The organism is Paracidovorax cattleyae (genome assembly GCF_900104515.1).
Lineage (GTDB): Bacteria > Pseudomonadota > Gammaproteobacteria > Burkholderiales > Burkholderiaceae_C > Paracidovorax > Paracidovorax cattleyae.
In genome coordinates this window covers 100028-114632 of record NZ_FNJL01000016.1, presented here as the reverse complement: position 1 = coordinate 114632, position 14605 = coordinate 100028, and the positions used below count along the sequence as shown (strand labels likewise).

General features: G+C 64.7%; 16 protein-coding genes and 1 pseudogene. 12 read left to right on the top strand and 5 right to left on the bottom strand.

The features are described from left to right. The 9 genes from BLR05_RS14780 to BLR05_RS14740 all read left to right on the top strand — a co-directional run. The coding region (locus BLR05_RS14780; RefSeq protein WP_434802840.1) for a bacteriophage T4 gp5 trimerization domain-containing protein at window positions 1-841 on the top strand (841 nt) is incomplete at its 5' end. Then, a complete protein-coding gene (locus BLR05_RS14775; RefSeq protein ID WP_208606020.1) occupies window positions 831-1385 on the top strand; it encodes a DUF6484 domain-containing protein in 555 nt (184 codons plus the stop codon). The genes BLR05_RS14780 and BLR05_RS14775, both read left to right, overlap by 11 nt. Window positions 1386-1394: 9 nt before the next feature. Beyond that, a complete protein-coding gene (locus tag BLR05_RS14770) occupies window positions 1395-2498 on the top strand; it encodes a DUF2169 family type VI secretion system accessory protein (protein ID WP_092835476.1) in 1104 nt (367 codons plus the stop codon). After that, on the top strand, window positions 2495-3553 hold the full coding sequence (locus tag BLR05_RS14765) for a hypothetical protein (protein ID WP_092835474.1): 1059 nt from the start codon (window positions 2495-2497) through the stop codon (window positions 3551-3553). The genes BLR05_RS14770 and BLR05_RS14765 overlap by 4 nt, the downstream gene beginning before the upstream one ends. A gap of 15 nt (window positions 3554-3568) precedes the next feature. Continuing rightward, a complete protein-coding gene (locus BLR05_RS14760; protein WP_026434176.1) occupies window positions 3569-3961 on the top strand; it encodes a DUF4150 domain-containing protein in 393 nt (130 codons plus the stop codon). A 9-nt stretch (window positions 3962-3970) separates the two neighbouring features. Beyond that, window positions 3971-5206, top strand: a complete 1236-nt coding sequence (locus BLR05_RS14755) for an HNH/endonuclease VII fold toxin-2 domain-containing protein (RefSeq protein ID WP_092835471.1) — start codon at window positions 3971-3973, stop codon at window positions 5204-5206. A 1-nt stretch (window position 5207) separates the two neighbouring features. Further along, window positions 5208-6158 (top strand): beta propeller repeat protein, encoded by a 951-nt coding sequence (locus tag BLR05_RS27230; RefSeq protein ID WP_143015918.1) that lies wholly within the window; start codon window positions 5208-5210, stop codon window positions 6156-6158. Then, on the top strand, window positions 6140-7510 hold the full coding sequence (locus BLR05_RS14745) for a hypothetical protein (protein WP_143015917.1): 1371 nt from the start codon (window positions 6140-6142) through the stop codon (window positions 7508-7510). The genes BLR05_RS27230 and BLR05_RS14745 overlap by 19 nt, the downstream gene beginning before the upstream one ends. 42 nt (window positions 7511-7552) lie before the next feature. Further along, on the top strand, window positions 7553-7939 hold the full coding sequence (locus BLR05_RS14740; RefSeq protein WP_092835465.1) for a thioredoxin domain-containing protein: 387 nt from the start codon (window positions 7553-7555) through the stop codon (window positions 7937-7939). Between the two features lie 539 nt (window positions 7940-8478). On the opposite strand, the gene BLR05_RS25910 is transcribed toward BLR05_RS14740, so the two are convergent. The 4 genes and pseudogenes from BLR05_RS25910 to BLR05_RS14725 all read right to left on the bottom strand — a co-directional run bounded on the left by BLR05_RS25910 (window position 8479) and on the right by BLR05_RS14725 (window position 11255). After that, on the bottom strand, window positions 8479-8991 hold the full coding sequence (locus BLR05_RS25910) for a hypothetical protein (RefSeq protein WP_143015916.1): 513 nt from the start codon (window positions 8989-8991) through the stop codon (window positions 8479-8481). Next, window positions 8981-9757 carry a TIGR04255 family protein gene (locus tag BLR05_RS14735; protein ID WP_092835463.1) on the bottom strand — a complete coding sequence of 259 codons (777 nt, stop codon included), beginning with the start codon at window positions 9755-9757 and terminating at the stop codon, window positions 8981-8983. Before BLR05_RS14735 ends, BLR05_RS25910 begins: the two co-directional genes overlap by 11 nt. Before the next feature lie 202 nt (window positions 9758-9959). Beyond that, window positions 9960-10253 (bottom strand): annotated as a pseudogene (locus BLR05_RS14730) (transposase); the annotation flags it as partial. Between the two features lie 114 nt (window positions 10254-10367). Continuing rightward, window positions 10368-11255, bottom strand: a complete 888-nt coding sequence (locus tag BLR05_RS14725) for a LysR family transcriptional regulator (protein WP_092835461.1) — start codon at window positions 11253-11255, stop codon at window positions 10368-10370. A 275-nt stretch (window positions 11256-11530) separates the two neighbouring features. On the opposite strand from BLR05_RS14725, the gene BLR05_RS14720 reads away from it, so the two are divergent. The 3 genes from BLR05_RS14720 to BLR05_RS14715 all read left to right on the top strand — a co-directional run bounded on the left by BLR05_RS14720 (window position 11531) and on the right by BLR05_RS14715 (window position 13304). Next, window positions 11531-12535: a TerC family protein gene (locus tag BLR05_RS14720; protein WP_092835459.1), complete on the top strand. Its 1005-nt coding sequence runs from the start codon at window positions 11531-11533 to the stop codon at window positions 12533-12535. A gap of 29 nt (window positions 12536-12564) precedes the next feature. Next, entirely contained in the window at window positions 12565-12729 is a 165-nt protein-coding gene (locus BLR05_RS26585) for a hypothetical protein (protein WP_167361269.1), read from the top strand. Window positions 12730-12833: 104 nt separating this feature from the next. After that, window positions 12834-13304: a DUF2062 domain-containing protein gene (locus BLR05_RS14715; RefSeq protein WP_244160102.1), complete on the top strand. Its 471-nt coding sequence runs from the start codon at window positions 12834-12836 to the stop codon at window positions 13302-13304. 22 nt (window positions 13305-13326) lie between these two features. Here the strand turns inward: BLR05_RS14715 and BLR05_RS14710 are convergent, their stop codons facing one another. Beyond that, entirely contained in the window at window positions 13327-14544 is a 1218-nt protein-coding gene (locus BLR05_RS14710; protein ID WP_092835455.1) for an MFS transporter, read from the bottom strand. Window positions 14545-14605 lie beyond the last annotated feature (61 nt).

The window sequence follows — 14605 nt, the reverse complement described above, 5'->3', positions numbered from 1 at the left end:
CGCGATCCGCTTCGAGGACAAGAAGGGCGCGGAGCAGCTATGGCTGCATGCGCAGAAGGACCAGCTCACCGAGGTCGAGAACGACGAGGACAAGTGGGTGGGCAACGACCGGCGCAAGACCATCGACCGGGACGAGACGAACACCATCCACCGGGACCGCACGGAGACGGTGGACCGTGACGAGAAGATCACGGTGCACAACAACCGCACGGAGCGGGTGGACCACGACGAGACGATCTGGATCGGCGACAACCGAAAGGAAGATGTCGGCATCGACGAGACGGTCTCGATCGGCAACAACCGCAGCAAGACCATCGGCCGCAACGAGAAGGACAAGATCGGCAACAACTGGTCCATCAAGGTCGGCAAGATGAAGACGGAGACCATCGGCATCGCCTACATGCAGAACGTGGGCGTGGGGCGAATGGAGAACGTCGGCGTGGCCTACAACCTCAACGTAGGCGCCGTCATGGCCACGCTCGTGGGCAGCACGCAAAGCACCACGGTGGGCAGCAGCAAGAGCACCAGCGTGGGCGACAAGTACACGCTGACCGTGGGCGGTGGCGGTGGTTCCGCCGGAGGATCGGGCGCGCCCGGTGTGAAGCAGAACATCGTCGCCCCATCCGGCGGCAGTGGCGGCGCGAAGGGCGGTGGCGGCTCCAGCATCACGATGGACCCGGAATCCATCACGCTGAACGTGGGGCAGTCCAAGCTCGTGATGCGGCAGGACGGCACCATCACGCTCAACGGCCATGACCTCGTGGTTGGCATGACCGGCGAACAGGTCCTGAAGGCCGACGGGAACATCACCATGAAGGGGGCGAAGATCCTTGAAAACTGATCACACCCCCATCCCTGGCGCCACAGCGCCGGCCGTTGGCGCCGAGGCTGCGCCATCTGCATTCACGGCGCTGCTGCACAAGCCCCAGCAGGCCGTGCCTGGCGAAGGCGCATATCCGCGCGCCGACGGAATTGCCCTCGGCACGCTGGCGAGCGTGGGCGACGGCGGCCAGAGCCCATGCGTCGATATCCCCGCGCTCGGATTGGCGGGCCTGCCCGCACGCAGCATGGTGACGCTGCAGGCCGGCGAGATTGGCCGTTCGGTCGCCATCGGTTTCGAGGGAGCCCGCGCTGACCGGCCGATCATTCTCGGAATCCTGATGCCCGAGGCAGTGCCTACGCAAACCTCCGCTCCGAACGCCGTGGAAGTGAGCCGCGACGGGCAGCGGGTACGCATCGAAGCGGAAACCGAACTGGAACTGCGCTGCGGCGATGCCGCCATCCTCCTGACCGCCGACGGGCACGTCCATATCCGGGGTGCCTATGTGACCAGTCACGCGAGCGCGGGCCAGCGCATCCGCGGCGGCTCGGTGCAGATCAACTGAGCGCAGCCCATGCAAGTGGTCGCGAGCAGCCGATGGCTGCGCTCCGAGGTATTTCCGTCCGTCGATGTGTCCGGACGGGAGCATCTGGTCATCGTTACGAAGGGTGCGTGGAGCCTGCCGCAGGCCGGGCAGCGCCCACGTCCCGTGGAGCCTCCGCCCATTGCATGGTCGGATGAACACTACGGCGAGCCAGGCCTGTCCGCTGTGCGCTATCCCTCCGATGCCGTGCGCTTCAAGCCGTCCTGCGACGTGCTGTTCGACGCCCATGCCCATGCACCCGACGGCAAGGCCGTGGCCGCCTTGATGGTCGAGGCGCGCGTGGCGGGCATGTCCAAGCGCCTCAAGGTCTGGGGACGCCGCCGCTGGCAGCGCTTCCTCCTGACCTACGAGGCGTCCGCTCCCGAGCCCTTCACGTCCATGCCGCTGCACTTCGGCATGGCGTTCGGCGGCACGCGCACCCTCGCGAATGGAGAGGACGACGCAGACGTGTGCGACGACAACCCCGTGGGCCTGGGATGGGCCGGGCCCCGCTCCATCGGCCAGGCCAAGGACCAGCCGATGCCCTGCCTGGAATCGCTGGAGTGCCCCGTGCGCAGCCCGGAAGACACCGCGCCTGCCTGCGCGCTGAGTGCGCTGCCGGTGCACCATCCTTCTCGCCAGCGCCATGCCGGTACCTATGACGAGGCGTGGCGGCGGGACGTGTTCCCCTTCCTGCCCGAGGACTTCAACGACCTGTTCCACCAGAGTGCGCCCGAGGACCAGCGCATACCCTACCCGGTGGGAGGCGAAGAGGTGGCGCTCACCCACATGCTGGAGGGGCAGCCGCATGTGCGCTTCACCCTGCCGCCGCTGGACCAGTTGCAGATCCGCGTGCTGCGCAAGGACTACGGCATCGAGCAGCCGCGCGCGCTGGTCGATACGCTGTTTTTCGAGACCGAGGCGCGCCGCATGACGGCCGTGTGGCGGGCCAGCGTGCCCATCCGGCGCCGTATCCAGGAGTTCGACACCATTGCCATCGGCCCTGTCGATGAGGCCTGGTGGCGAGCACGCTCCCTGGGGCTGGAGGATGCGCATTGCGCCGGCTGCGGCCCCGCCGTGGGAGCGAGCGCATGACGCGGCCCACATCCTCCCCTCAGGACGGGCACGGGCTGCGTGTCGTCTCCGCCGGCATCTGCTGCGCCGTGGGCTACACCGCAGCGGCGGCCAGTTGCGCACTGCGCGCCGGCATGGACCATTTCCAGGAAAGCGACTTCCGCACGCGCAGCGGTGATCTCGTGCGCGTGGCCCGCCTGCCCGAGCCGCGCCTATGGGGCGCGCCGCGGCTGGCCGAATGGATGCGCCATGCCATGGAGGACTGCCTGGCGCATGCCGGCCCGTTGCCGGACGAACCCATGCCCTTGCTCCTGCTCTGCGCGGAACCCGAGCGCCCGGCGGCAGAGGACCGGCAGACCGTGCAGGCCGTGGCGCTGAGCCGGCCCGCGCTGGGGCGCCCGCTGCATTCCGCCTCCAGCGGTACGGCGACCGGCCGGGCGGGCCTTGCCGGCTGCCTGGCCCATGCCGACAAACTGCTGCGCGAAGGCGCGGCGCGGCATGTGATGGTGATGGGCTTCGACAGCTACCTCCACTCCGAGGTCATCAACCATTACCTCTCCCAGGACCGCTTGCTGGTGCCCGGCAACCGGGATGGTTTCATTCCCGGGGAGGCCGCCGCCGCTGTCCTGCTGGAACTGGCCCCACCCGAGACGCCGGGCCTGCACATTGCGGGCTGGGGCCAGGGCATGGAAGAAGGCCGGCCCGACGGCAGCGTGCCCAGCCGCTCGCGCGGGCTGACGCAGGCCCTGCGCACGGCCTTCGCACAGGCGGGCATCGACTGCAACGACCTGGCGTTCCGGCTCAGCGACCAGAACGGCGAGGGCTTCTTCGCTGGCGATGCCACCAACGCATTCACGCGCGTGGCAGTCGATGGCGGAACGTCGCCCATGGTGCTCACCACGGCCGATTGCACGGGCGAAGTGGGCGCAGCCACCGGCCCGCTCATGCTGGCGTGGCTGCACCACCTCCTGCCGCGCGCGGACGGCCCCGGCCATTGCGGTGCGCTGCACCTGGCCAACGACGAGGGGCTGCGGGCGGCCGTCGTCGTGCGCTACCAGCCACCCGCGCATTACTGATCCCGAGGAGCCCGCATGGAAACCCACGTGTACGCGAACGACGACGAGTTCTGCTCGCAGGCTGCCGATGGCAAGGCCGCTGCGTGCTTCCCGGATGTTTGCCACAGCCCGCCCAAGCCGCCGAAGATCGGCATTCCGCTGCCATACCCGAACACGGCGTTTGCGCGCGACCTGGCCAACGGCAGCACCACGGTGTTCGTGTGCGGCACGCCCATCTGCAAGAAGGATGTGTCGTATCTCGCGACCAGCACGGGCGACGAGCCCGCCACCACGAAATTCCGCAAGGGCGTGGTGACCGAGGTCATCCAGGGGCGCTGCTACTTCGTGGACTGGTCGCCCGACGTGAAGGTCGAAGGCCTGAACGTGTGCCGCCACACCGATCCCACGACCCACAACCACAAGACCTGACGCACTCGCATGGCTCCTCGCACCAAACCGGGCGGCAGAAGTGGCGGTTCCAGCCGCAGCAGCCGTCCCGCCGCCAGCCAGAAAGGCGCGCCGAACACGCGCCGGCACGTCTACATCGATACGGCCGCCGCCAAGGGCAATTGCGCCAAGGACGTTGGCGCGATCGAGAAGAAATGCGCGGAAGAGACCCCGACGGAAAAGCAAAGCCGGCAGAAGTCGGCCCCCGGCCCGCTGGGCAAGCTGAAGCTGCCCACCCACAGCGGCAAGGCCGCCAATCCGGATGCCCAATGGATCAACGACCATTGCGAATTCCTGATGATCAAGCCCAGCAGCCCGGACGAGATGTTCAAGGAGTTGGAGAACATCCCTGCGCAGATGGCGGATGAGTTGGGGATGAAGGCCCTGGAGGCCGTGGAGGCCAAGGCCAAGGAAAAGCTCGAAACCGCCGTCAAGCACAAACTGGAAAAGATGGCCGCCAAGCAGGTTGCGGTGCGTGTTGGCTCATTCGCTTTCGGGCCGGAGGTAGGCGTTCCCGTCAACGCCGTCATGTTTCTTATGGGTGCTGACGACGCCGTTGACGCTGCGAAAGAGTTTCCGGAGCTGAAGCGCGAAGTCGAGCAGGCGGCGGCCAAGATCAAGGATGCCAAGGCGCAGATCTGCGACATCCAGGGGCAGCTGGACAAGTACAAGAATCCGGACGGCAGCTACAACAAGCAGAAGATGGTCACCGACATGATGACGGCGGCCGCAAAGCTCAATCCGTGCATCAGGGCGCGTCGATGTGCCATGGTGCCTTACAAGGAAACGAAGAATCCGCTTGCTGGCAGGGACGGGAAGGGTTGCTGCCCGGGACAGACTGGGCACCATGCGCTGCCAGAAGCGATGTTTGACTGCTGCCCCGGGTATAACCATGACGCCGCGCCAACGATTTGCGTTGAAGGGGTAAACAACAGTCATGGTTCTCACGGTACTGCTCACGACCGCTTAGAGGGCGAATTGAAAAGACTAGGTTTTCCAGATGGCAAGCCAATTACCAAAGAGGATGCAATTAACGCTGGAGCCAGGTCAGTGGTGGAAGCTTTTCCAGAGTCTGGCTGCGACATACGCTGCATTCAATCCCAATTGCATGCATTCTATGACAAGCTAAATTGCCCCGCAAAAAGCGCATCAGGAAAGTCGCCGGGACCAAAGGGAGGTGGCGGCAAACCCAAACCCCAGCCCGGAAACACGAAGAAGTCTAAATAACATGTCCATCTTTTCCCTTACAAATGAAGAGCGCTCGAACGCATTTGAAGGATTCTTCATCTACGACTGCGTAGTCCGTGATGCCAAGACTTTCTCATTTCTCCTGCTCCAAAATATAGAAGATGCAGCATCAGGTGACAGACGCCTCCTGAGCTACTTCCCGTACGACGAGGAGGGAGAGCGCTTGAGTTGGACGGACTATGAAGGCTTCAGTAGCCCACGGCTCGGCGTCAGCGAAATACCAAAAAATCAAGCGGTACTTGTTGGTGGCCCAAATGCAGTTGCCGTCTTGGGAGGCGGCGATGATGGAATGGAAGAAGCTATTCCTAAAGAAGCGGTGTTTTCCTGTTTTAATTTGGTGAAAATTGAAGGCTCTATCTATGCAGCTGGTCCTTGGCGAACTGCCGCAAAGAGAATCGGCCCAAATAAGTGGCAGTCAATTGTTGGAGATCGCAGTACATTGCCGCTTCCACCCAAGGTAGGAAGGAGTACCGATGGCGGATTTAATGCTATCGACGGTTTTAGCGCTTCTGATATCTACTGCGTTGGCGGCAAAGGTGACGTGTGGCGTTATGACGGACAGCGCTGGTATCAGTGCGTAGTTCCGACCAACATGTATTTTTATACCGTCTGCTGCGCAGGCGATGGTCACGTTTATATCGGCATGCAGAGCGGCTCCGTAATGCGAGGTAGGGAGGGGGCATGGGAAATCATCCACCGCGACGAAATGACCCTGCCCTTCAAGGACATGGTCTGGTACGACGGGAAGGTGTGGTGCACGTCGGACTACGGCTTGTGGGTGATCGAGAACGGCAAGCTCAAGGAGGCAGACGTTCCACCTGAGGTGACCTCCTGCTCGGGCAACCTGTCGGTGGGCGATGGCGTGATGCTGCTGGCAGGCATGTACGGAGCCACGGTGTACGACGGGCGCGAATGGCAGCGGATTCTGTGATGGATCCCGTGGTGCGGCCTGCGCCAGCGCCCGTGATTCCCGCGCTGGTTGCCCGGCATGCGGGCGATGCGGCGTTCTACTGGCAGCAGCACGATGCGTCCCCAGGCGCACCGCTGGTGGGCCTGCCGCAGATCCTGGAGTACGGCCGGCTGCTGGATGCCCACCTGGACGGATTGCGAGTGGCTGGCGATGCCGGTTGGGCCGCAGCGCTCAACGAAGTGAAGCGCTGGAATGGCGCGCCTGAGGTATTCGTCACCACGCTGCTCGCGCTCGAGTCCCAGCCGCCTGGGGATCGGCTGGCGGGCATGTGGGCCATCGCGAGTACGCGGCCCGAGCGCACGTTGCGAGGTCTGGTGTCGGCCCTGGCATGGCACGAGGACCCCGCGCCTGCGCTGGTGTGGTTGCGGCATTGGCTTGGCCACGGCGATGGCGTACCCGTGCCGCTGCAGGTCGCATGCTGGCGCGTCCTGGCGTTGCGCGGGCGCGGCGTAGGAGATGCGGAGGGGCGGCACTTCGCAGGGTTGCTAACCACCGCATTGTCTGCGCCGGATGCCCACTTGCGCGCCGCGGCCTGCCGGTTCGCTGCGGTGTGGGATGCCGGGCGATTGCCGGCGATGCTGCAGGATTCCGAGGTGGCGGTGCGTGCGGAGGCTGCGGTCGGGCTCTTGGGTGCGTCCGCCACCGCTACCGCAGAAGGAGCGCTGCCGCATCCGGATGGCCGCATGCGGGGCGTGGAAGTCCTGTGGCTGGCCTGCCATACGCTGGCGCAGTCCCTTCCCACGCTGTCGGGCTGGTACCGCCACCGTGCCGAGCATCGGCTCACGCGCTGGGTGAAAGAGTTGGCCATGTCCGCTCCGCTGGGGCACCCCGGCGTGGCCCGGCTGTTGGAATTGCTGCCGTCCCGGCTGGGATTGTGGTTCGTGCTCCACCATGTGGATGCCTGCTATCTGCCCTGGGTGGAGCCGCGGATGGCCGATCCGGCGATGGCGCGCTTCGCCGGCTGGGTATGGAGCATGCTGTCCGGTGTGGACCTGCAGGGCCAGGGATGGGTGCATCCGCCGAAGAAGGACGATGGCAGCGCCCCCGCGGTGGATGCCAGGGACGCCGGCCTGCCTGAGCCCGATGGAGCGCGGGTCGCTGCGGCAGGCATTCGCTTGCCTGCCCATGTACCGCACCTCATGGGCAAGCCGCTGGAAGGCGAGCACGTGAAAGACGTCCTGCGGAGCGGACCGCAAGCCCTGCGATGGATTGCAGCGAGGCACATGGGCCATGCCGTGAATGGTGTGCAACCGTTCTCGCCACGGGATCCCGCGCCACGCCAGTGGCAATGGATGGCTTCCGCATTCGGATGAAGTGGACGATGCGGAGCAGCGAACGACGAAGGAGCATTCCCCATGCGGCTGGATCCCTGGGATGACGCGGCGCGCATCGCCGAGCGGCTGGCCCTGCCCGGTGCGAAGCTGATCGTAATGGTGGGCGCGGCAGGCTGGTGCGAAAAGTGCCGCCAGGCGCTGCCGGTTTTCGATGCGCGGGCGCGTCTGGCACCGCCGAATGAAACCCATGTGTGGATGGATCTCGAAGAGCATGCGGGACTACTCGGTGCCTGGATTCCTGAAACGCTGCCCGTTGAGCTGGTTTATGAGAATGGCCGCCAGGCAAAGCACCGTCACTGGGAGCCAGGATCATCGGACTTCGCGTCGGTGCCGGGGATCGTTGCCGATGCGCCGGATCTGTGGCGCGCCCTCAGCCATCGCGACTGGGCAGAGGAGCAAGGCTCTTGAACAGGGTCGCCCAGCGACAATCAAACCATCAACCCCGTTGAACGGGCATTGCCTGCTCGTGGTGGCACACATTGAGCCACAAATACTGAGTTACGGCTAAATGTGCTGGATCGTCAGCACCGTTGATCCAGTGATCAACGCCGGGAGACGGTTGCACACCACAGTGTGGATCTCCATTCGCGCGAGGATGCTGGTGGCAGTCCAACGTTGTTCCGACCGTCTGCAGGTCTGCAGCTCTGATCGCCCCGACTGTTAGAACAGCATAGGCCATTGTGGAACTCGGCCTAATCATATTCACCTTTAAGGGATTCTCACGGTGGTAGCTACGCAAGACCGCCAATCGTTCTGGAATGGTGCCGACGGAGCCGGGCAGTATTTCAAGCCCATCCACGGAGAGATACGCATCTAGCCAATCCCCTTGGTTATCGAGCCGAAACTCGAATGACGCCGGGGTCGGAGCTTTGGTCTCCTGATCCAGACTTGACTTCCGGCAGAGCCGGGCAACACAGTTTTTGTCTTGAAGCACAGCCGATTGGTTATCAGCAAGCCTTCAAGAAGCGGGTAGCAAGCGGCTCCGCTGTAAGGAAGTTCAGCAGATGATCCGTTCCCCAGCGGCGGATAGTTTGTCCATCATTAATACAAGTGATAGCGAACTTGAATTTGAACGCGTTAAGGAATTCAAGCGTCAGCGCCCCCTCATCCGTCCGCCAAGTCGCGACAATCCGACCAGACGAGGCGGCGCTGACCGACTGGACACCCTTAGCTTCGAACCGTTTCACGAGCTTTTCGAAGCCTTTTGCTGATTCGGCATCAATAGATCTACCGAAGTCCTCATAGAAGGCTGCGTTGACGTCGCGGATAACCCTTTGCAACTTTTGAACCCGTTGCCCAGCGGCTAATTCAGCCTCGCTAATCGCAGATGGAGCCGAAAACTTGAGTCCGGCTTCAAATGGGTCGAATAGTGCACTCTGCACCACATCAACCGCCTTTCGACGCAGCATGGGCGAGGTGCGAATCTCAATAGAGGGCGAGGGTAAGAAGTTACTTAACATTTCGAAGCTCCCACTTCTCGTGCATTTTTTTTGTCGTCATGTCCTTGAACGAGGCCACCAAAAAGTTTCTAGCGGCAACGGCCCAGGTGTCAAAATCTTGATTAGCCTCGTCTGAAACTCGACCGCGGACCTGCATGTCTACCTTCAGAACCGCGGCGCCGTCAGCAGTCCGCTTGCCAGACGTGATTGCAGCAGTGAGTTCCCCTATGCCGTTAGGGATGTCAAATGAATAGCTGTGAGCAATTGCTTTAGGCTGGGGTAAAAATCTGGTGCCGCCACTCCAGACACAATCTCTTAATGCACCTTGCGATAGGCCAAAGAGGTCAGCTCCTTCTTCGCCGATGTGGTTGGTGTACACCATCTCGTTCATTACTGGCTGCAGTGGTGCACCGGTAACCTGGGTCACGAACGCATCGAACTTCGCCCACAACTCGTGATGTTTTTCTAGGACCGCCGGAAATCGCACATATTCAGGATTAGCGGAGGTCTTGCGCCAGTTAACGTGAAATCTATCCTGCTGAAGTTGGATTAGAAAGACATCATCTAAAGTGCTCAACCAGATGCGAGGAAGCCAGTAACCCTCGTCAGCCACGACTACGGCATCCGTTGCCTGCGCGATAGGCGCCGCATGTGCGACCTTTGGAAACGCACCTCTCACTTGCTCCCAGAAGGAACCGAAGTGGGGGACCAAGAGGTCTTGTCGCTGTAGGAACACCCTCCCTAACGCGACTTCGACCAAAGGCGGTTTGTCGAACGTGATCACCATTTCGCACTACTCTATCAAAGATCTGCTGATGTTCTAGGCTTCCCCCTGATCGCGGACTCAGCGCTGAGAATTTTTCATCCATTCCCAGGGTCTTGGAAGCGCTCAGCCGCACCGCGAAGGCCCGGCGCCGACGCACTGGGCCGCGTCCACCTCCTGACGCTAGGTGCGATCTAAGGCACACCTTTCCAGGCCGCTCACATATTTAGAGCGGCCAACACCATCGATCCACGAAGCGCGCCCAGATGTTCGCCGCAGCCAGTTTCAACAGCGCTTCGTGGATGTCCAGCCGCCGCTCGACGCGGATACGCAGCTTGCCAAAGCCTGCAGACCATCCATGCGTTCTCTCCACCTCCCAGCGATGTCGACCCAGTCGCTCGCTGCTCTCCATGCCTCTTCTGGCAATCCGGCTGGTGATGCCCTGCTTCTTCAGATAGGCGCGGCAACGCGCGTAGTCGTAGCCCTTGTCGGCGTGCAACTGCGATGGCCTGCGAGGCGGAGCTGTCCGTCTAATAACTGGCGCCCTGTGCCAAGTCTTAGGAGGACGAGTCGCTCAAGGCTTGACGCACAAACGTCTCAGATCCGCCTTCTGCCGCCTTTGCTGAGCGCTCAGTCAATCCAATCCCCCCTCCACCAACCGCACCACCAGCGGATGCATCACCTTCCTCGCACTGAAGATCAGGTGAAACTGCTCCTGCACGTCCGCCGTCGTCCCCACCGCCACCAGCCCGTGCGTGCGCGCCAGGTGCTCGCCCATCGATTCCGGCGCGGGCATCACGCCCATCCCGGTGCTGGCAAAGGTGGCGAGCAGTGCGCTGTCCTCGAATTCACCCGCAATCCGCGGCCGGATGCGTTCCCGCTCCAGCCAGTGGTCGATGCGCGCCCGCGCGGCGGCGTGGCCGGTCGGTAGCAGCACGGGCACGACGGCGAGGCTCTGGGGGAAATTCCGGGCCGCTGCCTCGGCCCACTGGGGCGGCGCATACCAGGCGATGGGGCTGGTGCCCAGCAGCTGGCTGGTGGTCTTCAGGGCCGGGTTGGGCGGGGTGGGGCGGTCGGCGAGCACGGCGTCGAGCTTGTGCAGGGCGAGTTCGCCCAACAGGGGCTGGAATTCGCCCTCGTGGCACAGCAGGCGCAGGTGGGGCGCGTCCAGCACGGGGGTGAGCAGGCGGTGCACGGCCACCTTGGCGATGCCGTCGGAGATGCCCAGGTTCAGTCGCAGCACGCGGCCGGTGGCGGCTTCGGCCACGCGGTGCTGCAACTGCTCGCCCAGCGCGAAGATCTGGTCGGCCTCGTGCATGGCGGCCACGCCCGCGTCGGTGAGCACCAGGTTGCGGCCTTCGGAGCGCAGCAGGGCGGTGCCCAGGTCTTTCTCCAGCGAGCGCACCTGGGCGCTGATGGTCTGCACGGCCATGTCGAGCCGCTCTGCGGCGCGGGCCACGCCGCCTTCCTTGGCGACCACCCAGAAGTAGTACAGGTGCCGGTAGTTGAAGCTCTGGCTCATTTTTTGTAGGACAAGGAAGCGAAACAGTTCGTAAAAACCGAAGTGATCTTACGGCGGGGCTATCTTCTTTTCCGGGCCCGCAGGCCCGACAGTGCGGGTTCGCATTCCCTCTTTGTCTTCCCCACTTCGATTGCCCTCCATCATGACCACCACCCGACTTCTTCTGGTGCCGCATGCCGCACCGCCGGGCGCCGAGCCAGCCGGGCCCGGCGCTTTTGTCGTTGTTCCATCGACCACCACCGCAATGCGCCGCGTGCGCCGGGAGGGCTAAAGCCATGGTGGAAACCATCGGAACCCCCTGGATGTGGGCCGGCTTCGGCCTGTTCGTGGTCGTGGCGATCGCCATCGATCTGCTGGTCATGGAGCGCCAGGGCGCGCACAAGGTGACCATGAAGGAGGCGCTGAGCTGGAGCCTGCTGTGGTTCTCGCTCGCGTTCGTGTTCGTCGCCATCCTCTGGTGGTACCTGGACGGCGCGCAGGGCCGGGAGGTGGCCAACACGGTGTCGATGCAGTTCATCACCGGCTACCTGGTGGAGAAGAGCCTGTCGGTGGACAACATCTTCGTCTTCCTGATGATCTTCAGCTACTTCGCGGTGCCGGCGGAGTACCAGAAGCGCGCACTCATCATCGGCATCATCGGCGCGATCGTGCTGCGCACGGTGCTGATCCTGGCGGGCGCCTGGCTGCTGGCCACGTTCCACTGGCTGCTGTACGTGTTCGGCGCGTTCCTGGTCATCACGGGCGTGAAGATGTGGATCGCCGCGGGGCAGGAGCCGGACATCTCCACCAACCCGGTGCTGAAGTTTTTGCGCAAGCGCATCCGCATGTCGGGCACGTTCGACGGCGAGAAGATGACCACGGTGGTGGGTGGCGTGAAGCTGTTCACCCCGCTGTTCGTGGTGCTGATCATGATCGGCGTGACGGACGTGATCTTCGCAGTGGACAGCATCCCGGCGATCTTCGCGATCACGAGCGACCCGTTCATCGTGCTCACGGCCAACATCTTCGCGATCCTCGGCCTGCGCGCGCTGTATTTCCTGCTGGCCGACCTGGCGGACCGCTTCCACCTGCTGGCCTATGGCCTGGCGATGGTGCTGGTGTTCATCGGCGCGAAGATGCTGCTGATCGACCTCTACAAGATCCCGATCGGCTATGCGCTGCTGGTGACGGGTGCGCTGATCGCGGGCTCGATCGTGGCGTCGCTCTGGACGTCGCGCGGCAAGGACGGCGATGGTGGTGGCGGCGGCACGCCCCCTGCGCTGCCCGGCACGGGCGCCTGAGCCCGGCCTGAACGGGAAAAACCGACACCATGGATCTGACGATGATCGAGGGCGTGATGGCCACCCTGCTGGCCGCGTTCGCGCTGACCACGTTCCTGAGCTGGCGCGGCGGCAACGAACGCCGCGACGTGCGCCTGCTGGCGGCCCTGACCGGGGCCTGGGGCGCGGCCACCGCGGTGGCGGTGGCGCTGTGAATGCCGCCGGGGCGTTGGCTGGATGGCTTGCACAGCCGCTGGCCCGGGCGATGACCGGCGTGCGCCGTTGGTTGCGACGCCAGGAGCCGGCCGCCCGCGCGCTGATGGAGCGGCCCTTTCTCGCGCGGCTGCGCCCCTGGCTGGAGCGGCGCCAGCTGCTGTGCCTGCGTCGCGAGGCGCTGGCGCGCGGCGCGGCGGCGGGACTGTTCTGCGGGCTGATCCCCGGGCCGCTGCAGATTCCGGCCGCGATCGCCGCATGTGCCGCATTGCGCGGCAATGCGGTGGCCGGTGCCGCAGCCACGCTCTACACCAATCCGCTGACCACGCTGCCGCTCTATGCCCTGGCCTTCCAGGTGGGCGCCTGGGTGCTGCCGGGCGAGCAGCGGCTGCCGGCCTGGGAGGGGTGGTCCGCCACGGGCGGTGTGGAGGCCATGGCCACGTGGATGCACGCATTGGGCGCGCCGCTGGCCGTGGGCCTTCCCCTGCTGGCGCTGGCTTTCGCGGTGATGGGGTACGCGCTGGTGCAGGCGCTGTGGTGGGTGCCGGTGTGGCACCGGGCGCAGCGGATGCGGTGACGCGCTCTGCCCTCCGGCGGGATCAGCGGTCGGCCACGGCCCGGGCGCTGAAGGCCGATACGGCGGCCAGGGCGATCAGCAATGCGCCGTAGCCGAGCGCGGTGGCATGCAGCCCGTACAGGCCCGTGAGCAGGCCGGCGGCGATGGCGGGCAGGCTGAAGGCGAGGTAGCTCAGCACGAAGAAGCTGGCCATCAGGCCGGCGCGGTCCTGCGCGGAGGCCATGGGCACGAGGCAGCGCACGGAGGCATTGAAGCCGGCGCCGAAGCCCAGGCCCGCCACCAGCGTGCCTCCGAAAAACGCCGCCGGGCTGTGCCAGGCCACGCCCGCCAGGGTGATGGCCAGGCCCAGTGCCAGCGCTGCGGCGCTGCCCTGCAGCACGCCGCGCGGCGGGCGTTGCCGCACGGCGCCGATGGCCAGGGCGCCGGGCAGTACGAGCGCGGCGATCAGCAGGCCGCCCACGAGGGGCGAGGTGCTGTGCGTGATGAGCTTGCCCAGCGAGGGGCCGAGCGAGAGGTAGAAGCCCCCGAGCGCCCAGCCGGCCGTGCTGAGCGGCAGGATGCGCAGCAGCGGCGCCCGCGCGGCGTGCGGCACGTGCATGCGCGGCACCAGGGAGCGCCAGGCGCCGGGGCGGCGCCCCACCGTCTCGGGCAGCCAGAAGGCGGCGGCGCACTGCAGCGCGATCACCACCAGCAACAGCTCGAACACGAGGTGCGTGGGCGAGGGCAGGTACTGCACCAGCACGCTGGTGCCGAGCGCGCCGATGGCCATGCCGATCATGGGCGCCACGCTGTTCATCAGCGGGCCGCGCACGGGATGCAGGTCCACCAGCAGGGCGCTGAGCGCGCTGGTGGCCATGCCCGTGGCCACGCCCTGCAGCACGCGGGCCGCGACCAGCCAGGCCACGGATTCGGCCTGCCAGAAGGCCAGCACCGAGACGGATTCCAGCGCCAGCGCCGCGATGACCACGTTGCGCCGGCCCACGTGGTCCGACAGCGCGCCGAAGCACAGCAGCGCGGCGAGCAGCGCGAATGCGTAGCTCGAGAAGATCACCGTGAGGCTGAAGGCCGAGAAACCCCACATTTCGCGATAGATCGCGTAGAGCGGCGATGGCGCGCTGGATGCGGCGAGGAACATCATCAGCACGGACACCGCGAGCCACAGCGCGGCATCGGGCCCGAGCCGGCGCGCAGGCCAGGCCAGGGGCAGGGACGAGGGGGCAGGAGACAGGGCGATGGGCATGGCTTTAACGCTAAAAAATTGCGTTAGTGGATTCTCTCACTAAAGCAAATTCTTTGCTTTA